At 47.9% G+C, this 19,599-nt stretch carries 16 protein-coding genes; 3 read left to right on the forward strand and 13 right to left on the reverse strand.

Annotated elements, in window-relative coordinates; all coding sequences use genetic code 11:
- Positions 1-45 precede the first annotated feature (45 nt).
- The 3 genes from cysT to BRW63_RS00390 all read left to right on the forward strand — a co-directional run bounded on the left by cysT (position 46) and on the right by BRW63_RS00390 (position 3,699).
- Complete coding sequence (cysT, locus tag BRW63_RS00380) at positions 46-909, forward strand: sulfate ABC transporter permease subunit CysT (RefSeq protein ID WP_073068939.1); 864 nt, start codon at positions 46-48, stop codon at positions 907-909.
- Entirely contained in the window at positions 902-1,777 is an 876-nt protein-coding gene (cysW, locus tag BRW63_RS00385; RefSeq protein ID WP_073068940.1) for a sulfate ABC transporter permease subunit CysW, read from the forward strand. The genes cysT and cysW overlap by 8 nt, the downstream gene beginning before the upstream one ends.
- Before the next feature lie 335 nt (positions 1,778-2,112).
- Positions 2,113-3,699, forward strand: coding sequence for a B12-binding domain-containing radical SAM protein (locus BRW63_RS00390; RefSeq protein WP_073068941.1), 1,587 nt, complete (start codon positions 2,113-2,115; stop codon positions 3,697-3,699).
- Between the two features lie 494 nt (positions 3,700-4,193).
- Here the strand turns inward: BRW63_RS00390 and BRW63_RS00395 are convergent, their stop codons facing one another.
- The 13 genes from BRW63_RS00395 to BRW63_RS00455 form a co-directional block, all read right to left on the reverse strand.
- On the reverse strand, positions 4,194-5,465 hold the full coding sequence (locus tag BRW63_RS00395) for a type ISP restriction/modification enzyme (RefSeq protein ID WP_317615771.1): 1,272 nt from the start codon (positions 5,463-5,465) through the stop codon (positions 4,194-4,196).
- Positions 5,456-5,839 (reverse strand): type II toxin-antitoxin system VapC family toxin, encoded by a 384-nt coding sequence (locus tag BRW63_RS00400; RefSeq protein ID WP_073068943.1) that lies wholly within the window; start codon positions 5,837-5,839, stop codon positions 5,456-5,458. The genes BRW63_RS00395 and BRW63_RS00400 overlap by 10 nt, the downstream gene beginning before the upstream one ends.
- Before the next feature lie 8 nt (positions 5,840-5,847).
- Complete coding sequence (gene vapB, locus BRW63_RS00405) at positions 5,848-6,066, reverse strand: type II toxin-antitoxin system VapB family antitoxin (protein WP_073068944.1); 219 nt, start codon at positions 6,064-6,066, stop codon at positions 5,848-5,850.
- Entirely contained in the window at positions 6,066-7,811 is a 1,746-nt protein-coding gene (locus BRW63_RS00410) for an N-6 DNA methylase (protein WP_083582585.1), read from the reverse strand. Before BRW63_RS00410 ends, vapB begins: the two co-directional genes overlap by 1 nt.
- Positions 7,812-8,046: 235 nt before the next feature.
- Positions 8,047-9,096, reverse strand: coding sequence for an aromatic ring-hydroxylating dioxygenase subunit alpha (locus BRW63_RS00415; RefSeq protein WP_073068945.1), 1,050 nt, complete (start codon positions 9,094-9,096; stop codon positions 8,047-8,049).
- 79 nt (positions 9,097-9,175) lie between these two features.
- Entirely contained in the window at positions 9,176-10,525 is a 1,350-nt protein-coding gene (locus BRW63_RS00420; RefSeq protein ID WP_073068946.1) for a cytochrome P450, read from the reverse strand.
- 54 nt (positions 10,526-10,579) lie between these two features.
- On the reverse strand, positions 10,580-11,644 hold the full coding sequence (locus tag BRW63_RS00425) for a methyltransferase (RefSeq protein WP_073068947.1): 1,065 nt from the start codon (positions 11,642-11,644) through the stop codon (positions 10,580-10,582).
- 35 nt (positions 11,645-11,679) lie between these two features.
- Entirely contained in the window at positions 11,680-12,828 is a 1,149-nt protein-coding gene (locus tag BRW63_RS00430; protein ID WP_083582587.1) for a methyltransferase, read from the reverse strand.
- Positions 12,829-12,858: 30 nt separating this feature from the next.
- Positions 12,859-13,209 (reverse strand): antibiotic biosynthesis monooxygenase family protein, encoded by a 351-nt coding sequence (locus BRW63_RS00435; RefSeq protein WP_073068948.1) that lies wholly within the window; start codon positions 13,207-13,209, stop codon positions 12,859-12,861.
- Positions 13,210-13,373: 164 nt separating this feature from the next.
- The gene (locus BRW63_RS00440) at positions 13,374-14,486 is read right to left on the reverse strand and encodes an ABC transporter permease (RefSeq protein WP_073068949.1); all 1,113 of its coding nucleotides are present in this window, start codon (positions 14,484-14,486) and stop codon (positions 13,374-13,376) included.
- 182 nt (positions 14,487-14,668) lie between these two features.
- Positions 14,669-15,775 (reverse strand): ABC transporter permease, encoded by a 1,107-nt coding sequence (locus BRW63_RS00445; RefSeq protein ID WP_073068950.1) that lies wholly within the window; start codon positions 15,773-15,775, stop codon positions 14,669-14,671.
- A 22-nt stretch (positions 15,776-15,797) separates the two neighbouring features.
- A complete protein-coding gene (locus BRW63_RS00450; protein WP_083582589.1) occupies positions 15,798-17,783 on the reverse strand; it encodes an ATP-binding cassette domain-containing protein in 1,986 nt (661 codons plus the stop codon).
- 326 nt (positions 17,784-18,109) lie between these two features.
- Positions 18,110-19,474, reverse strand: coding sequence for an HlyD family secretion protein (locus BRW63_RS00455; protein WP_073068951.1), 1,365 nt, complete (start codon positions 19,472-19,474; stop codon positions 18,110-18,112).
- Positions 19,475-19,599 lie beyond the last annotated feature (125 nt).

Here is a 19,599-nt window from a genome sequence, read left to right on the forward strand (position 1 = left end):
TCCCTAGATTTCTATTAACATAGATGGCTCATTCTAGATATCACGATGGTTTCTTCTCCCCAAGTTGATGAATTTCAGAAGCCTCCCGCCCGGAAAACGTTTCTGACTAGACTGGCTCAAGTTCCTTGGACATGGCGCGTCACGATCGGCTACCTGAGCGTCATGCTATTTTTGCCGCTGGCCGCGATGTTTCTTAAAGCAAGTACCGAAAGCCCTGCTAATTTTTGGCGGATTGCTACGAGTCCGATCGCGCTTGCAGCTTACGATGTGACGTTTACAACAGCGTTCGTGGCAGCTTTATCTAATGGTCTGTTTGGAACGCTGATCGCTTGGGTTTTAGTTCGTTATGACTTTCCCTTAAAGCGGTTGTTTGATGCGTCGGTCGATTTGCCCTTTGCCCTGCCCACCTCAGTCGCCGGGTTAACACTCGCTACCATCTACAGCGATAACGGCTGGGTTGGCTCTCTGTTTGCTCCCTTGGGCGTTAAAATTGCCTTCACTCGACTGGGCGTTTTCGTTGCAATGACGTTTATCTCACTGCCGTTTGTCGTGAGAACGGTGCAGCCTGTTTTGACAGAAATGGAAAAAGATATCGAAGAAGCCGCCTGGTGTTTGGGAGCTTCAGATTTTCAGACTTTTTGGCGAGTGGTATTGCCGCCATTGTTTCCATCGATTCTAACGGGCATTGCATTAGGGTTTTCTCGCGCGGTTGGAGAATATGGCTCGACTGTGATTATTGCGTCTAACACACCATTCAAAGATCTGATCGCGCCTGTGTTAATCTTTCAAAGATTAGAGCAATATGACTATTCAGGGGCAACCGTGATCGGTGTTGTTTTGCTGATGATCTCACTAGTGATATTGCTAGGAATTAATCTCTTACAAGCATGGGGCAAACGATATGGCTGATCTGGGTCCATCTTTTAATGCGTCTGTTCCCAAAACGGGGAAGAATGCAACCAAACCGCAGCGTAAATGGGTGCCTGCGGTGTTGATTGCGATCGCCGTTCTCTACCTATCTCTGGTGCTCTACATTCCAGCCGCAAACGTGTTTGTGCAGGCCTTTAGCAGAGGAGTTGGCACATTTTTTAAGACGCTTGTCCGTCCCGATTTTCTATTTGCAGCGCGTCTAACGCTATTGATGGCAGCGATCGCGGTGCCGTTGAATGTGGGGTTTGGATTGTGTGCAGCGTTGGCGATCGCGCGTCGTCGGTTTCCAGGTCGAGCCTTTGTTTTGAGCATCATCGATTTACCATTCTCAATTTCGCCAGTCGTAGCGGGCTTGATGATCGTCTTGCTCTATGGGCGACGAGGCTGGTTTGGCAGCGCGCTCGAAGCCAGCAATATCAACATTGTGTTTGCGATTCCGGGCATGGTGTTAGCGACGGTGTTTGTAAGTATGCCGTTTGTCGCGCGTGAAGTGATTCCGGTGTTAGAAGAAATCGGAGCCGATCAAGAAGAAGCGGCAAAAACTCTGGGAGCGAACGATTGGCAAACGTTTTGGCGAGTCACCTTACCCAGCATCAAATGGGGTTTGCTCTATGGCGTGATTCTCACTAACGCTAGAGCAATGGGCGAATTTGGTGCCGTCTCGGTGGTGTCTGGCAATATTGCTAACAAGACTCAAACTTTACCGCTTTTTGTCGAAGAAACCTATAAGCAATATGAAACCGAAGCGGCTTATTCGGCAGCAGTATTGCTGGCGTTGTTAGCAGTGGTGACTCTCGTCTTAAAGGAGATTTTAGAGCGCAAAACTCGCATCAAAGACGCAAATTAACGTCAGTTCGACGAGTTTATTCGCTTCGTTGTTAGTGGCTTCTGCCCCCTAAATCCCCCATTCTGGGGGACTTTGAACCGGAATTTTGGCTTGAAGTCCCCCAAATTGGGGGATTTAGGGGGATTCCCGAATTTACAACCGGAGCAAACCGTTTCTGTCGAACTGACATCAAATTAGACCGCAAATTAATGAGTCGATGTTGAAATTTGGGACGTTTAGAGGGTCAAAATAGGCTTTGAGGCGACGATCGGGTGTTTCCTCTTCATAATCAAGAGTGCTATTCTCTTGAATGCACTTGCCCCAGTCTGTTTAACCCACTTCAGGTTTTGAACATTATGCGCGCACTCCTACTCTATCCCCGGTTTCCTAAAACGATCGAGTCTTATGAAAAGGTTTTGAAGCTGATTAATCGCAAAGCTTCGATGCCGCCGTTAGGGTTAGTGACGGTTGCCGCTATCTTGCCCCAAACCTGGGAATTTAAGCTAGTAGACCATAACGTTCGAGCCGTCACCGAGGCAGAATGGGATTGGGCAGAAGTCGTGATTCTGTCGGCGATGATTGTGCAAAAGCCAGATTTGCTGGCGCTGATTCGAGAAGCTAAACGACGGGGCAAATCGGTTGCCGTTGGTGGACCCTATCCTACGTCGATTCCTCAAGATTCTTTAGAAGCTGGGGCAGACTACCTCGTTTTAGATGAAGGTGAGCTGACGTTGCCTCTGTTTGTCGAAGCGATCGAGCGGGGCGAACCCCAAGGCGTTTTTCGCTCAAATGGTGAACGACCCGACGTAACCCAAACGCCCATTCCCCGCTATGACTTGCTAGAGTTGGATGCTTATAATGCGATGTGCGTTCAATTTTCGCGGGGTTGCCCCTTTCAGTGCGAATTTTGCGACATCATTGTGCTTTACGGACGCAAACCGCGCACCAAAGATCCTCAACAGCTTTTGGCAGAGCTTGAATGTCTCTATCAGTTGGGCTGGCGGCGATCGATTTTTATGGTCGATGACAACTTTATTGGCAACAAGCGCAACGTCAAGCTGATGCTGCAAGAACTCAAAGGCTGGATGGCAGAGCGCCAATATCCCTTTACTTTTCTCACTGAAGCGTCGGTTGATTTAGCGCAAGATGTAGAGTTGATGCACTCAATGGTGGCGTGTAACTTTAAGGCGGTCTTCTTAGGCATCGAAACGCCAGATGCTGAGAGTCTGCAACTCACCAAAAAGTTTCAGAATATGCGGAGTTCTCTTGTCGATGCCGTGCGAACGATTAACGAAACGGGTTTGCGAGTCACCGCAGGGTTCATTATTGGGTTTGACGGCGAGAAGCAGGGCGCGGGCGATCGGATCATTGAGTTTGTTGAGCAAACCGCCATTCCAACCACAACTTTCGGCATTCTTCAGGCACTTCCCGATACAGCGCTGTGGCATCGGTTAAAGAAAGAAGGACGACTGTTAGAGATATTGGGTGACGGCAGCCAAACCATGTTGATGAATTTTATTCCAACCCGCCCCGTTGAGCAGATTGCTCAGGAGTATATTCGAGCATTTTGCACCTTGTATGAGCCGAAGTGTTTTCTCGATCGCGTCTATCGATCGTTCCGACAAATGACCGCACCGCCGCGACTTGCCCCCGATAAGTTTCCGGGCTTAGTCGAGTTAAAGGCGTTGGCTTATGTGGTCTGGCAACAGGGCATTAAGCGCAATACGCGTCTGATGTTTTGGCATCATTTGTTCAGCATTCTCAAGCACAATCCGACCGTTTGGGATCAATATCTAACGGTGTGTGCTTATGCAGAACACTTTATTGAATTTCGCGATCTGGTCAGCCACCAAATGGATGCTCAACTCGCCCAGTTTCAAGTAGAAGAGGCGAGAAGAGATCTTGAGGCAAAGGATCTTGAGAACGCAGTGTTGTCGAAATAGATCTCAACCATCAAGGATTGGGAAGGTTAACAATTTACTTAGAACTGCATTCTCAACAAAGTAAGGGGGCTAATAATTGATGCCAATTCTGGAAGCAACTGCGACTGATCGTTCAATCTGACGGGGCACGGCAGTGCCATGCCCCTACCCTTTTTGTACGGGCATGGCACTGCCGTGCCTTAATGCCGATCTATCGCATTCACAAACCCAATTGGTACGAGTTCAGTAGATATTATGGGCAGCGATAACTTTTGAGCTTCAACCAAAAATTTTAAACCTGCTTGTAAAATTCTGCTGCAACAATTTATCATACCGTCGCGATCGTCCTGGCCATTTCATCAAGCCTCAATGTCAATATTTTCATAGAGATCAATGATTTTGATCTGAGCTTCAAAAGTACTTAGAGACAATGTAATATCCGGATCATCATATTCTGAGAGCAGCCATTGATTAGAAGCAGTTTTAACATAGTGTTCTACTTGATTGTTCCTTCCTCACGCTGTTGGCATCTGTTGAATGATCTCCATTGTTTTAACGCTAACCGTGCAAACCCGATCGAGCAAGTCAACAACCTGTTCTTTGTAGTCAGCAAATTTATAAGTGTTGAAGAGTTTGGCGATCGTCGGATCTTTAGGTTTCTTTTCTTTGTATTGGTCGAGTATCCATTCCAGCGCAGAGCGGTTGCCAAGTTTGTAGTCCCAGACGATCGCCGGAACGTCCATAAGTTGAGTGTTTTCGTCTAAGGTGATCATGTTGCTAGTTTTTTCGGCTTTGAGTTTGGCTTTTGGGTTGTCTTTAGTGGCAATCTCGACTCGTTTTAATCCGTAGGGTGCGATCGTTTCATAATTCAGATGTAGATCCATCAGGGCTTTGCCCCAGGTTACCCATTGGTAGAAGTTGCCATAGAAGGGCAATCGGGGAAATTCACGCTTGAGGTTGAGTTCGTATTTGATACGGTAGGCGGAATGGTGGAGAACGGCATAGGTGTAGTGGAAGATGTCTTGTTTGTTGATGGTGCGATCGTTGTAGTAGGTTTGAAATTGGGTTAAGCCCCAGTCGGTGATGTTGTCGATGCGGTTTCCGTCTTTGTCGTAGCGATAGAGGGGAAGGCATTGAGTACCGCCAGAAGCAGGACTAATACAATTCAGATCAGGGATTAAATCCGTTGCAATCACAGCGAATGGTTTACTTGCGGATTGCCCCATAAAGCCAATTAATTTATTGTTACTCTGTGACTCTGGAAATATTTTTGGGGATTGACCAGGCATCCTGTTAAGATGTTTATCGAAATATAAATACTGCCTTGCGAAAGGTCGATATATCCCTTTTCTAACTTTACTTAAGTCGAAATCAATTTCAATTCTATCCGCAACATATCTATCGAGTTGCCTATCCCATTTAATGTCTAAATTGATCTTTTGATCTTTGACGTATGCTCTATAGACCTGAATTAGATATTCTATTTTTAATATTAGATTCGCCTTAGAGAAAGCATAAATCCACTCGTCTCTACCTGTTTCTAAACCTCTCGAAAAAAGCTGAAAAATTGCCTCTTGCGACTTTCCCGCTTTCACATCCTTGTCAATTAATGACAAAAGACTATCAAAATCGTTATCGGTTAAATTAATCCAGTTCGATTTCTCATCAGGCGTAATATGATCAAAGGGAATTTGTTCAAATCTCGATCGTTCAAACCAGTCGAGTTTTTCTTCCTTCGTTTGCTCATCTTGCAATGTAAAGTAAAAGATTTTTGCCTTCATGCCCATATCCTCTGAATCGAATACGCATCAAACTTTTTGTCAACGCTAATAATCATAAGAGAGTGATTGATTGCCTGTGAGATCAACATTCGATCGAAAGGATCTCGATGACTGGAACTCAAGGGAAGTGAAACATAAGTTATCGCGTCTTCAAATGTGATGGCCAGTTCTCGAATCCTCAAGTTAACCATATCGAGCTTAATGGTTTCCAGTGGAGTCAGAAGTGTCAGCTTTCCAACACTAACCTTGATAGAAATTTCCCAGATTGAAGCAATGCTGACAAACACAGATTCAGTATTTTCTATCTGTTGCTTAATAAGATCTGGTAGCCTAGAGTCGTTGTTGAGAAACCAAAGCAAAGTGTGAGTATCCAGCAGCATGGGCAAAATTACATATAGTCCTTAAGATCTTCAAGCGGCTCATCAAAATCGTCAGCCACGATAATCATGCCTTCCATGCTTCCTGCGACACGATACTTTTTAGGGTCACTTTCTTGCTCCGAAGTTTGTTTCTGCTCCTCTATCAATGAATCAATGTAGTGCAGCACTTTTACTTGTAGAGACTCAGGAAGACTCTCTAGTTTTTCCAAGATGACGGGCTGTATCATCAGTTTTTCTCCTTTTTAACTTTTACTAGAAACATTACAGCGATCCCAGTTTGAATTCCAAATACATTGTTTTTTGTGCCTGAGATCTTTGGGTTATTCCTCACATCCGACTGCGTATCAACAATGTAAACATAATCAAACTCCTTTTCAACACATTTACGAAAGCCATCAAAGGTTTTAGAATCAATAAACGATCGATTGGTAATGAACGCAACCATCCCGTTTTGACCGAGGCGATCGCTTGCCCACCGCAAGAAGCGGGTATACATATCGTAAACAACAATCTGATTTTGAGCCGTACCTTCCTTGATATAGCTCTCTTTGATTGCCTTATCGATGCCTTTATAGAGACGGTTAGAGTTGCGCTGGTTAAAGTTTTCCTGATGGGCGTTGTAGGGCGGATTGCCGATAATGACAGAAATGGTGCGATCGTTCTGCTGCTGAATTCGCGCCGTGTTTTGCACACTCATCGCAAACAAATCAAACTGCTTTCCTTCAAACCCGCAATGATCCAGCGTATCCACCAAACAAATATTCTTAAACTCCTCGTATTTCCCCATCTTTTGCTGATAAGTAAATTCAATATTCAAATTAGCAATGTAATAGGGCAAAATCGCCACTTCATTGCAGTGAATTTCGTTTTTATATTTATGCTCCAGCTTATCCGCAGGCAGATATTCGATCAGTTCTGTCACAAAGGTTCCTGTGCCCGTGCAAGGGTCAAGAATCTCTACTCCTGGATCAGACAACAACTTGCCGAAGTGTTTATGCACCAGATAATCGGCGCTTTCAATCATAAAGCGAACAATTTCATTGGGTGTGTAAACAATGCCCAAGCGATCGGCCGCTTTAGGGTTATACGCCTTGTAGAAATTCTCGTAGATTGCCTTGAGAAACTTTTGCTTTTCGTGGTGGTTAGCAATATTCTCAGACTTACGACGAATCACCGCATAGTAGTGTTCAATGCTCTTAAGCGTGTTTCGACGAGTCTTTCCGGTGAAAAACGTGCTGATAATTTCCGACAGTTCCCGCGCAATATTGTTCTCCCGGTACAACTGCGACTCATGAAAAATATTAGTAAAAATATCCTCCGTCAGAATGTGCTGAATCAACATCTCATGAATGTCGAAAACCTCGATTTCAGGGTTGATCGACTGGCGACAAACTTCTAGAAACGCATTGCGGCGTTCTCTAAATTCGGTATTCCCTATCTCTTGCTGATTGATGATGTCCCGCAGCGCTTCGAGAATATTGGGAATGTCTTCTTTGAACCGGGTGATAGCAGCGCGAAAGTCCCGCACTTCCGGGCGATCGTAGCTCACAAACGTGCTGATCAACCCATTCAGCGCCTCTGCATCTCCCATCGAGACGCGCAACTGCTCTCGACTGTGCTGAATTAACACCGCAGTCTGCGAGTCTTCAAACAAAATGTTTTCGTCAGGGTAGCCCTTCTCAAACTTCTTCTCGATTTCTTGATCGAGATTGTCATTGTCATATTGGTCTTTGCTTTCCCACCAGCCATGCTCCAAGCGAATGGCATCCTTGACTGTGCCATCAGGGAAAACCGTTGTGTTGAACTTGGTCTTAAAGTCGAGTCCGGGGATCAGCAGATAATTACGTGGCTTGCAATAGTCATTCAGCAAACGCTCAAAGGCATTGCGAATGCTGGTTTCTTTTTTAGAACCCCCATAGCGGATAATTTTTTCGACTTCCGCATGATACTGCGTCACTAGCAATCTCGACATCTCGCGACTCCCGAATCATGAAGCTTGGGTAAATTGAGGGCTAATGCTCAGTGTTCCCACTTACCTTGATTCTGACTCACAGATTGCTATCCCGGCTCACCAAACTTGAAAATGGAGTTTCTGTGTAACGCGATGTGTGAATAAGAACCCTCACCCCAAACCCCTCTCCCGCAGGAGAGGAACTTTACCATCGATCTCTGGTTCCCTCTCCTTTGCGAGCGGGCTAGGGTGAAGTCTACGATCGTACCCTTTCTAACGGCATCCGTTGATCGGTTTCTTGATCCTCTAAAAAGTGATCTTCAAACTCGTAAGTGTGGGACATGGTGGGCGTAGCTGCCCCACGAGCTTTGCGATCGTACCATTGGCGATAGCGCAGCGAGAGCAGATCGGGTTTGACGGTGCAGTTCCAATCTCCGTAGCCATTTTTATGCCACTCAGTTTGGGCATAGAGAATTGGCAAATCTTCATCGAGAATCTGGTTTGCTTTGCGTCTGAGTTGCCAACTCACCAGCGGGTTCCACGTCAGCCAGTCTCGCGCTTCAAACACAAATAGACGCGTCCGGTTCTCGGTCAACGGCACAAAATAATCACTCGCAATTAATCGCCAACCGGGTTTAGGTTCGATCGCCACTTTCACCAAACAAGGTGGCTCAAATGAGTAGACAAAATCGTTGTAGTCTTCGCCATCAGCATTTTTGACCATCATGGTCAGCCCGTATTCGTAATCGGTCAGAGTAACTTCAAGCGATCGCAGATAATCGCGCTGCTTTTTGCTCGCGATCGATTTGGTGTGCAAAAAGGGGAAGTGAGCAAAATCAAGACCGCCCGCGATCATCAGCTTATGAGGAATTTCTTGTTCTCGCACAATCACCTCATGAACCCATCCTGCTTCTGTCGTGCCCTCTGGCAATCGCAACGGTGGAGCCATTTCTGGAGATCCGGCAAACACCCAAATCACGCCCAGGCGCTCTTCAGTCGGGTAGGCAAAACGACACTTTGCACTCTTGGGTAGCTTGCCATCTTCTAAACAAGGAATCTTTTCACACTCGCCACTCGCTCCAAACTGCCAGCCGTGATAGGCGCACTCTACTTTTCCGTCTTTAACTTTGCCCAACGATAGAGGAACGCCCTGATGGGGACAGGAATCGTGCAAACAAATCGCTTTGCCGTTGTTGTCTCTAAAGATGACAAGTGGCTCTCCGAGCAACAGAGTGCTGTGAGGTTTATCAGCAGAAACTTCAGAAGAGAGAACCAGCGGATACCAATAATTTTTTAGAAATTCCATTGAAAGACCTCAAAAAACGATCGTGGATTTTGAGAATGTTGCAGTTGAGTATCTTGATTGTTCAATCGCAGTTGTGCCTTTAGAGGCGTATTAGCTGCGCCTGCAAATCTTCTTGCACTTTAGACGGCTGAAGAATCGGGGCAATTTCACTCAGACTGGGCGTGACTGTCCAGTCATATTGGCGCAGCAGCGAAACGAGAAAAACCTTCATCTCTAGTTTGGCTAACTCTAAGCCAATGCAGGTATGTGTCCCTCCCCCAAAGCCAACCAGCGAGAAGGGATAGCGTTTATCTTCCTCACGGGGCGGCGCGAAGCGATCGGGGTCAAAGCGATCGGGGTCTCGATAAATCTCTGGCATCCGGTGCGTAATCATCGGCGAAATGTCCACCATCCAACCTGCGGGAATTAGATACCCAGCATATTCAACGTCTTTGACGACGCCACGAGCCATGCCAAACACAGGTGGATAAAGGCGTTCTGCTTCTTTAAGGACGTTCGACATTTGAGTCAATTTGCCCAAGTGAGACAGCGTAAGCGGAGCAGCGCCGACTACCTGATCTAACTCAGTTCGTAAGCGATCGCGCCATTCTGGATGACTGCTCAACTCAAACAGCACCCAACTCAACAACATCGCTGGATTGTCTTGTCCTGCTAACAACAGCATTAATGCTTGATTGGTAACATCGGTGTCACTTAAGTGATTGCCATCTTCATCAGTGGCAACGAGCAGCATACCCAAAACATCTTGACATTCCTGCAAATTATCTTGTTGTCGTCGGGCTGCAATTTTGTTGCTCACAAACCCCAGTAGATTGCGTCGAGCTTGCTGCGATTTTCCGTGTAGCGTTTGCGGAATATCCAGCTTAATTTTGCCGCGCAAGCCGCGCATCATCTGACCAAACCACTGACTGGTTTGCTGTATTTCGGCATCAGTTTCGGTGCCTAAAAACAAGCGACTCGCCACGATCGTTGTAAACTTACCAAACTCATCGATTAAAGGAATGCTACTCTGTTGACCCCAGTCATTTAGCAAATCGTCGGTCACTTGCTGAATGGTGTCGAAATAGTTGGCGATCGCGCGTCCGTGCAGTGCCGGAAACATCAGACGCTTGGTGGCACGGTGTTCTTGCCCGTCTTGCAGAAGGATACCTCGACCGATCAGCGGCTCTAAAAAACGCCATCCCAACCGAGTCGAAAAGTGATCTGCCTGATCGCTCATCACCAAGCGATTAGCTTCGGGCCCCATTAAATAGGCAAATTTGCGTCCGGCAATGCAGCTTTTAAAGATTGGGCCATAGCGCTCAAAGCGTCGCCAATAGAACAATTCATCATCTGCAAATAGCTCTTTAGATTCGCCGACAAAGGGTTTTCCAAAGCTTCCAGGCATGTCGTCTGCTGACTTAAGACGCTGTAGTACTTGGACAGTCATTGAAGTATCTCCCTAAAACTAAAATTGAGGATAAAAACGCCGCTTGGGTTAGCATCAAACGGGCACCGCTTCAATAATGCTGTTGGCAGTCTGCGTTGGAATAATGCGCGTCACTTCGTAGCCTGCGGCAGAGAGCAACGATCGATACTGTGTCTCTGTGCGCTCATAGCCGCCAGGTGTTGTCAGTAGTGATTCGAGATCGACAAACTTACCCACAAAAGGGTCATTTCCTGATGGCATGACCATTTCGACAAGCAACACTTTGCCGCCCTCTGCCATTGCGTTACGGCAGTTTTGCAGAATCTTGATCGCCCGTTGATCATCCCAGTTGTGAATCACAAACATCATGATATAAACATCGCCACCGCTCGGAACCGAGTAGAGACAGTGCCCTTCCATTAATTCGCAGCGATCGCCAATTCCCGATGCTGCAATCACAGGTTTTGCCCCGTCAATCACAAACGGCAAATCATACAACACGCCTCGCATGGTGGAATCCGTCGTAAGCAAAGGAATTAATGTATTTCCATAGCCGCCGAGAACCGCAACGTCAACCGCTTTATGAACGCCAGAAAAATCATAGTTTGCAATCAAAGCTGCCGAAGCTCTGGCAGAAATGCTCGTTTTAGACGGCCCGTGCGTTCGGGCAAAATCAGGGTTTTGCAGACAATAGTCATACAGTTCCATGCCGTGAATTTGATCGAAGGCAGCTTCTCCCGTTTGCACACTTTCGAACAGCCGTCCCCAGACTTTCCAGTGCCAATCTTCGCCCAACACTTTTACCATTGCCCCGATCGCATCCGGCACGTCAGACCGCAAAAACTCCGCCGTCGGGGTCATGTGAAAGCGTCCGTCTTCATCTTCAGAAAAGACTCCGACACTGGCAAGCGATCGTAGTACCCGATAGAGTGAAGGAGCATGAGTTTCGGTAACTTGAGCGAGTTCTTCAGAAGTTTTGGGCGCATCGACTAAGCGATCGGCGATTCCCAAAACGGCGGCAACATAGAAGCATCGAGAAATCCGCAGTCCGCCGATCATTTGCAGCATTGCCACTTGAGGCGGCAAGTGAGGAAGCACCTTAGGGGCATTGGTCGCAATAGTGGGTTGAGTTACAGTCATAGTTAATTCACAAAGAATAGGTTGGGTTGAGCGCACTACACAGGAATAGCTTCAATGACGCTCCAGGGACAGGGAGAATCATAGATTCGAGTGAGTTTAAGACCTGCGCTCAACAACAGCGATCGATACTCCGCTTCCGTTCGCTCTACGCCACCGAATACCGCCAGCATCTCCAAATCCAGAATTTTGCTCAGGCTAGGAGCGTTACCAGAAGGAACAATCAGTTCCACGAGCAGAAGTTTGCTGTCGTGGTTCATCGCACGGCGGCAAGTTTTTAGAATCGCGATCGCACTCGCATCATCCCAATCGTGAATGATCGTTTTGAGTAGATAAGCATCGGCTCCGTCTGGCACTGCTTTAAAGAAGTCCCCTGCCGCTAAGGTCGTGCGTTTCTCAAAGCCGGACAGCAAGTTTTGTTGCTCTGCACTCTCAATCACGGGAGGTAGGTCAAACAAAATGCCGTGGAGGTGATCCCATTGATGGAACAACGCAGAGAGAAAACTACCTTGTCCACCGCCAACATCCACCAAGGTTTTGAAGGCTCCGAAATTGTAGGCAGTTGGTAATGCTTGATTCGTCATGACTGAGGTATTCGTCATCGCATTATCAAAGTGCTGACCTGCCTCAGGGTTCTGAGTTTCAAAGTAGTCGAACACATTGGAAGTGCCAAAGGTTTTCTCTAGAGCCGTTTCGCCTGTCTTAACGCAGTCAAAGAAATTTCCCCACGCCTGCCAATGCCAATCTTCTAAAAACATGATGGCGGCATCATGCACTGAATTGGGATGATCGGATCGCAGAGTTGCCGCGAGAGGAGTCAATTCAAAACGGCCGTTTTCTGTCTCAGTGAAGATGCCTAAACTGGCAAGCGATCGCATCAATCGATATAGGGATGGAGCATGAACGTTCGTGATGGCTGCAAGGTCTTGGCTGGTTTTCGATCCAGTTGCCAGTAAATCTGCAATGCCCAGCTTTGCAACCACATAAATCCCTTGAGAAACGCGGTATCCCGTGAGCAATTGCAGCATCGTTGCTTGGGGAGGAACGAGCTTCGATCGCAGCATTCCGAGCGAATCAGTCAGGCGCGTCATCGTGCGAATGAGGGCTGCGGGCGGCAATTTCGGATTTAGCTTCTGTCGATCTAACTTTACAGGTGACTCTGAAGAACTGGGTTCTGTGAAAGTCATGGCTTTGAGGAATAGAGGGGTGAATGTTAACTAAGCTTGTTTCATGTAGCTCACTTCGTAAAGCGTTGGCTCAGACTCAGCAATTTTTCCGATCGCTGGCATATGTGCCGTCGCTTCTGGAGTATTAAAGATGGCTCTAAAGTCATCGATGCTTCTCCATTGAGCGTAGTTTGTGACTCGCGTTCCATCCAAACTCTTATGGACGTTTGCAGAGATGAATCCTGGCAGTTTGCACATGACTTCTTCAGTTGCGTCAATCAATAAATCAATTAACTGCTGCTGATTCTCAGGCTCGACTTTAAAAATATTAATCAACGTGATCAATTCTTGATCTTGAGCGATTGTCGTTACGATTCGATCGCTAGTAATAGTCGTTGTCATAAATGCTGCTCCAGGTGAAACAATGATCAGATGTTCGCGATTATCAGTCGCAATGTTTCCGTCTTCTGGCTAGTCGTGAACTCATAGTACTAGAGAGACTTGCATGAGGTGTAGAGGATAGGTCTAGTTTGTGTATGACTTTAGACAGAGTATCGAGCAGAACATTAACTCAGTTGATTGCGAAACTGTCGAGTACTAATCGTAACCAACACGATCGCAAACACAACTAGCGCTAATGCGTGCATCCACAGAGCTTCTAACCCCACACCCTTGAGCAAAATGCCCCGCACGATCGCAATATAGTGTCGCATTGGATTGAGTAACGAAAGGGTTTGAAAAAACGGCGGCATACTTTCGACCGGAGCAATTGCACCAGAGGTTTCGACCATCGGCATATTGATAAAAAATGCTGTGAGCAAAACTTGCTGCTGCTGTTGATAAATAGTTCCCAACAAAGCGCCAATGCTAATGGTGACAAACAGATAACAGGCAGACAGCACCATCAGCAACAAAAAGTTGCCCTGAAATGGCACCCTAAACACGACCCGTCCTAAGGTGAGTGCCAGCAACACATCTCCCATTAGCAGAAAAAATAGCGGCACCACCTTCGCCAGCAAAATTTCCCACGATGCAGCCGGAGTCATTAAAAGTTGCTCTAGGGTGCCCACATCTTTTTCTTTGACAACGGCGATCGCAGAGGTGATCGTGCCAATCAACGTCAACACCAAACCCATCACCCCAGGGATAAAAAACCAGCTACTCGTCAACCCAGGATTATAGAGAAATAACACCTGAGCCTGAACGGGAAGCGCTGTCTGGGTCGTTTTAAGGCGACGATTATATTGCAAAACAATTTGCGACAGATAGCTGTTAGCAATGCCTGCCGTGTTGGCATTCACCGCATCAATCAAAATCTGAATTTCAGCATTTCCGGCTGCTAACCTGCGAGGAAACTCTGGCGGAATCACAACTCCTACGGCTAACTTGCCAGTCTCTACCCGATCGCTCAGTTCCGCTTCACTTACCGGAGGAGTCTGAGCCGCAAAAATCCCGTTTTCAGTCAGCGCCGCCACTAACTCTCGACTTTCATAAACATTGGCATAGTCAAGCACCCCCAGCTTAAGATTTTGCACATCTGGGTTGAGAGCAGACCCATACAACAGCAGTTGCACGATCGGAGGAATAATCAACAGAAAGAGCAGTTGTTTGTTCCTTAAAATCTGCCGAATTTCTTTCAGTACCAGTGCAAAAAAAGGCGTATTCAAAAAACGACGCATAACTTAGACCTCCTGCACGAATAAGATTCTCGACGTAAATCACCCTGCGATCTCTCCCCCTAACCCCCGATTCTGGGGGAACCGGAGTTCAAAGTCCCCAAAATTGAGGGATTTAGGGGGCGTTCCCGAATTCATGCAGAAGGTCTATTTCAGTAGGGACATGGTACTGTCGTGTCCGTTAACTAATCAGAGAGCTGCATGCGATCGAGTCCTTTGCGGGCAACATTGAAGAAGAAAAATCCCAGAACAAACAGCATGACCACACTCAGCCAAACGCCTGCCCAGCCCGTGCCCCGCACAAACGCATCACGAGAAATATCAATAAAATAACGAGCCGGAATCACATTGGGTACTAGAGACAACGGAAACGGAATGTTGTTCAGCGGATAGATAAAGCCAGACAACAACAGTGAAGTGACAAACCCGATTAGAGAAACGCCTTGCACGGCTTCTGCCTGACTATCGGCTTTGACCCCCAACATCAAACCAAACAGAATGCTATCTGCCAGAAAGATCAGAGTCCCAAATAGCAACGGTGTGGGATCGCCCGCAAAGCTGAGATGAAACAACAGGGCACCCATGCCGATAATCAAGATCGCTTCACAAATTGCGATCAGCCAATAGGCTAACCCTTTGCCTAGAAGCAGTTCTACGGCACTAATGTTGGAGGTATAAACCTGCAAAATCGTGCCTTTTTCGCGCTCTCGCACCATTGCGATCGCCATCAGCAGCGAGGGAAAAATCCACAACACTACGCCAAAGGTTCCGGGCACGATAAAAAGCGACTCTAATCGACCAGGGTTAAACCAGAGCCGAGTATGGGCAGTGACCGTGCTGGTAGTTGGCAGTAATCGCTGATCTTGCATAAAAAAGTTGGTGACGGATTGAACTCCGGCTTGCACCACTCGCGCATTATTGACATCGGCGGCATCAACCAACACCTGAATCGTCGTCGGAATGCCCGCTCTCACCTGACTGCTAAACTTTGGTGGAATGATCACCGCCGCTTTGGCGATCCCCATATCGATCGCGTCTCGTGCGGGGTTGCTACCCGACCACTGGCGCGGGGTAAATTGATTTGTTCCATAGAGTCGCTCGGTAAAACTGCGGCTGAGATTGCTGTGATCAAAATCCTGAACGATCACAGGAATATCTTTACTTTCTAGCCGAATTGCAAACCCAAAAATTAATAAAGTGATGAATGGTAATAGAAACGCTAGAGCTAACGTTAAGCGATCGCGTCTAAACTGCACTAATTCTTTTTTACACTGAGCGAGAATACGTTTCATGAATAGTTTTGTAATGATAGGTTCATCGATTTTCTTGAGCGCGTTTGACAATGCCAATAAACGCGTCTTCGAGAGAAAATGGAATCGGACGCAGTGAATGCAGGATTAAATGATGAGACGTGAGCAGCGATCGTAACCCCGCAACTTCCTGATCAGGGTGATCAAGCACGACATGCAAGCGATCGGCAAAAATAGAAATGCGCCAGGGATCAAAGTGATGTTTGAGCAAATTAGACGCAAATTGAGGACGATCGACCACGACTTCAAAAAGTTGTCCCGGTTGAGCCGCTTTGAGTTCGCTAGGCGACCCTTCTGCTGCAATTTCTCCGGCAACCATAAAGCTCATGCGATTACACTGTTCAGCTTCTTCTAGATAGTGCGTGGTCACTAGAATAGCGGTGCCATTGCGCGCAAAGTCGTTAATCAGTTTCCAAAATTGTCGTCGCGCTACAGGATCGACTCCTGATGTCGGCTCGTCGAGAAACAAAATATCCGGTTCGTGCAGCACCGATGCGCCAAACGCGACGCGCTGTTTCCACCCGCCCGGAAGCTGCCCGGTGAGCATGGTTTCTTGCCCGACCAGCCCACAAGTAGCCAGTACCCAATCGATTTTTTCGCGACGCAGTTTAGACGGCACTCCATACACGCCGCTGTAGAATTCTAGATTTTGGACGATCGTCAGGTCGTCATAGAGCGTAAATTTTTGGCTCATATAACCAATGCGACGACGCAGATCAGCACTTCGCAAATTTCCCGTTTCGCCACCTAAAAAGACTTTGCCGCTACTGGCTTCAAGCAACCCGCACAGCATTTTAATCGTGGTTGTTTTTCCGGCTCCATTTGCACCTAGCAAGCCAAAAATTTCACCATAGTGAACGTCGATATCTACCTTGTTCACCGCTTGAAAGTTGCCAAAAACTCGGCTGAGATGTTGGGCAGAAATCGCTACAGAATTCTGAGTTTTAGACGTTGAACTCTGGAGGGTTTGATTGCCACCACGAGAGCGAGGAAACGGAAAAAATTGGGGCGCGGCTCCCTGCTGACGAAGGCGAGTGACAAAGACATTTTCTAGCGTGGGTTCGGCGAGTTCAATCTCAGGTGCGGATAATTGATGCTGCCGCAACAGAAACCGCAGTTGTGCTTCACCGCGCTGCAAATTGGCAACCAACACATCCAAACGATCGCCAAACACTTGCACATCTGCGATTTCTCCATCCGTCTCGCTGGCTTGCGCTAGGACTCGCTCAGTTGCCGCGAGTTGAGATGTTCGCACTTCGAGGCGATGCAATCCTAAACTGACACGCAGTTCTGCTGGAGTACCAATTTGTTGAATCTGACCGTCATACATCAACGCAACTCGATGACACCGTTCGGCTTCGTCTAAATAGGGCGTTGCTACTACGATCGTCATGCCGTCAGCAGATAGTTCTGCCAGCACATCCCAAAACTCGCGCCGTGACACCGGATCTACCCCTGTTGTTGGTTCATCGAGCAGCAACACTTGCGGTTGAGCAATTAATGCACAGCACAGCGAAAGCTTTTGTTTCATGCCGCCTGACAACTGTCCGGCAAGCCGATCGCCAAACCGATCGAGATCCATCAACCGCAAATATTGATTGCGTCGCTGTTGAAATACCTCGTCGGGCACCTGACGCAACCCAGCGACATACTGCAAATTTTCATTGATGCTGAGGTCGAGATAAAGCGAAAATTGCTGCGTCAAATAGCCTGTCACCGAGCGAGCATCTTGGGGCGATCGTCCCAACACTATCACCTCGCCTGCCGTTGCTTCCATCACCCCACCCAAAATGTGAAAGGTGGTGGTTTTGCCCGCGCCATCGGGCCCGATCAGTCCAAATAATTCACCCTGCTCGATGGCGAAATCGATGCCCCGCACAGCTTCGAGAGTTCCGTACTGTTTGTGTAGTCCTTTTGCCGAAATCGCGATCGCGGTCGTCGGATCGCAGATTGGTAGAGGTGGAGGGGCGATCGAGAAGGGTTGATTCATAGTGCAATCCGATGGGCTGTAGGGATGAATTAGGAGTATTACTGGATAGAGCGATGATTTGGGTAGGGGCAATCCCTCTGTGGTTGCCTCAGGGGTCTACTGTGTATACATAACTTGCTTTTGGTTCAGATTGCGTGGGGTTCGCCCCTCTAAATCCCCCATTCTGGGAGACTTCAAGCTCAAACTTCTAGTTTCAAAGTCCCCCAATTTTGGGGGATTTAGGGGGCTGAAGCCGACCCAAACGCAGCGACAATCAACTTGTGTATACACGACAGCCGTCAGGGGTAGGGGCTGGCGATGGCAATGGGCACGGCAATGCCAGGTTCCTATCGGGCTAGAACAATGTCGGCATCGGCGGGCATTCCCTGTTTGGCGCAGGGCAAACCTTCGGCAGCATAAGGATTGGCGGGATTGTTGCAGCCGTCAGGATTCTCGACCCCGATCCGCACACCCACGACCTGCTTAACGCGATCTTTTTGAAAGTAAATGTTCTCAGGTGTGAAAGAGGCTTGTGGATCGATCGAGATCACGGTTCCGGCGATCGGCTTGTCAGTCGCAGAATCGAGATAGACGCGCACCGTCTGCCCAACTCGCACATTGCCAATGTCACCTTGAGGCAAAAAGCCCCGCAGATAGACGGTTTTGGGGTCGATTAACGTCAGCAGTTTTGCCTGACTGTCCACAACAGCGCCCGGTTCGACGCTGCGCGCTGTCACAATGCCATCTAACGGACTGACCACATTCAGATCTTGCTTAGAGTCTTTGATCTGCGTGAGAACTTGCTGTCTGGCTGACTCTGCATCTTTGATTCTCGCTTCGGCGGCTCTCAGTTGGGCGATCGCCACCCTGAGTTGTGCCTGACTCTGTTCTCGTTTTTGCACCAGTGCCGCCACCTGCGTGTTGCGAATCGTCGGATTTAAACTGCTGCTTTCAGTTTGTGTTAACCCACCCTGAGTGGCACTCAACTGCTGACGCGCCGCTTCGATCCCTGCCAGCTTTGCCTGATAGTCAGCCTGCGCGGTATAGAACGCTGCCTCAGTCTGGTCAAACTGCTGTTGATTAATGGCACCCTCTTTGACCAAAGATGCATAGCGCTCTTGATTCAACGCCGCCAGCTTTTGCTGCGCTTCAGACTGTTTGGCTTGAGCGACTGCTTGAGCAAGTTGGGCTTTAGCTGTCGCTACTTGAGAGCGTGATTGATTCACCCGCCCATCGGTGTCGCCCTGCGACTGCTGCACATTTAACTCAGCCTCTTGAATTTGACTATCAATCTCAGCGATCGCGCTTTGCGCCCCCACAATGGTTGACCGTGCTTGTTCTGCTTCTTGCTGGGCATTCAGCACCCGTGCCGCTGCGCCACGCAGTTGATCTTGCAGAAGTTGATCGTTGCTATCATCGAGCTTCATCAGCAACTGTCCTCTTTTCACGGCTGCCCCTTCACGCACGGCGACCGATTCGACCCGACCTGTTCGCTTCACTCCGATTTGAGTTTCATAAACTTCTATTCGTCCACTTAAGCGCAATACACCGCTGCCAGCGTGGGGCAAGAGTCGCCAGATGCCATAGCTAATTCCTGCCAACACTACCGCGATCGGCAAAAGCAGCAACGCTTTAGGAGGGCGTTTAGCTTTAGCAGCAGTGCCGGGCAACCCTTGGGGGGCATCAACAGAACCAGGAAGCGTTTGTGTCATAGTCTCAACCTCTGAGCATGGCAACTGAATAATTGTCGTAATGATGCACCCATTGTTTGAGTGATCATCTTAGAAATGAGAGTTTAACAATACGTCAGTTCGACGAGTTTTTTCGCTCCGTTGTC

This window comes from Phormidesmis priestleyi ULC007 (assembly GCF_001895925.1).
Taxonomy (GTDB): Bacteria; Cyanobacteriota; Cyanobacteriia; order Leptolyngbyales; family Leptolyngbyaceae; genus Phormidesmis_A; species Phormidesmis_A priestleyi_A.

What these genes read in the sequence shown, in the direction of transcription:
- cysT (WP_073068939.1), top strand. Translation starts at nt 46, where the DNA reads ATGGTTTCTTCTCCCCAAGTTGATGAATTTCAGAAGCCTCCCGCCCGG.
- cysW (WP_073068940.1), top strand. Translation starts at nt 902, where the DNA reads ATGGCTGATCTGGGTCCATCTTTTAATGCGTCTGTTCCCAAAACGGGG.
- BRW63_RS00390 (WP_073068941.1), top strand. Translation starts at nt 2,113, where the DNA reads ATGCGCGCACTCCTACTCTATCCCCGGTTTCCTAAAACGATCGAGTCT.
- BRW63_RS00395 (WP_317615771.1), bottom strand. Translation starts at nt 5,465, where the DNA reads ATGGGCATGAAGGCAAAAATCTTTTACTTTACATTGCAAGATGAGCAA.
- BRW63_RS00400 (WP_073068943.1), bottom strand. Translation starts at nt 5,839, where the DNA reads ATGCTGCTGGATACTCACACTTTGCTTTGGTTTCTCAACAACGACTCT.
- vapB (WP_073068944.1), bottom strand. Translation starts at nt 6,066, where the DNA reads ATGATACAGCCCGTCATCTTGGAAAAACTAGAGAGTCTTCCTGAGTCT.
- BRW63_RS00410 (WP_083582585.1), bottom strand. Translation starts at nt 7,811, where the DNA reads ATGTCGAGATTGCTAGTGACGCAGTATCATGCGGAAGTCGAAAAAATT.
- BRW63_RS00415 (WP_073068945.1), bottom strand. Translation starts at nt 9,096, where the DNA reads ATGGAATTTCTAAAAAATTATTGGTATCCGCTGGTTCTCTCTTCTGAA.
- BRW63_RS00420 (WP_073068946.1), bottom strand. Translation starts at nt 10,525, where the DNA reads ATGACTGTCCAAGTACTACAGCGTCTTAAGTCAGCAGACGACATGCCT.
- BRW63_RS00425 (WP_073068947.1), bottom strand. Translation starts at nt 11,644, where the DNA reads ATGACTGTAACTCAACCCACTATTGCGACCAATGCCCCTAAGGTGCTT.
- BRW63_RS00430 (WP_083582587.1), bottom strand. Translation starts at nt 12,828, where the DNA reads ATGACTTTCACAGAACCCAGTTCTTCAGAGTCACCTGTAAAGTTAGAT.
- BRW63_RS00435 (WP_073068948.1), bottom strand. Translation starts at nt 13,209, where the DNA reads ATGACAACGACTATTACTAGCGATCGAATCGTAACGACAATCGCTCAA.
- BRW63_RS00440 (WP_073068949.1), bottom strand. Translation starts at nt 14,486, where the DNA reads ATGCGTCGTTTTTTGAATACGCCTTTTTTTGCACTGGTACTGAAAGAA.
- BRW63_RS00445 (WP_073068950.1), bottom strand. Translation starts at nt 15,775, where the DNA reads ATGAAACGTATTCTCGCTCAGTGTAAAAAAGAATTAGTGCAGTTTAGA.
- BRW63_RS00450 (WP_083582589.1), bottom strand. Translation starts at nt 17,783, where the DNA reads ATGAATCAACCCTTCTCGATCGCCCCTCCACCTCTACCAATCTGCGAT.
- BRW63_RS00455 (WP_073068951.1), bottom strand. Translation starts at nt 19,474, where the DNA reads ATGACACAAACGCTTCCTGGTTCTGTTGATGCCCCCCAAGGGTTGCCC.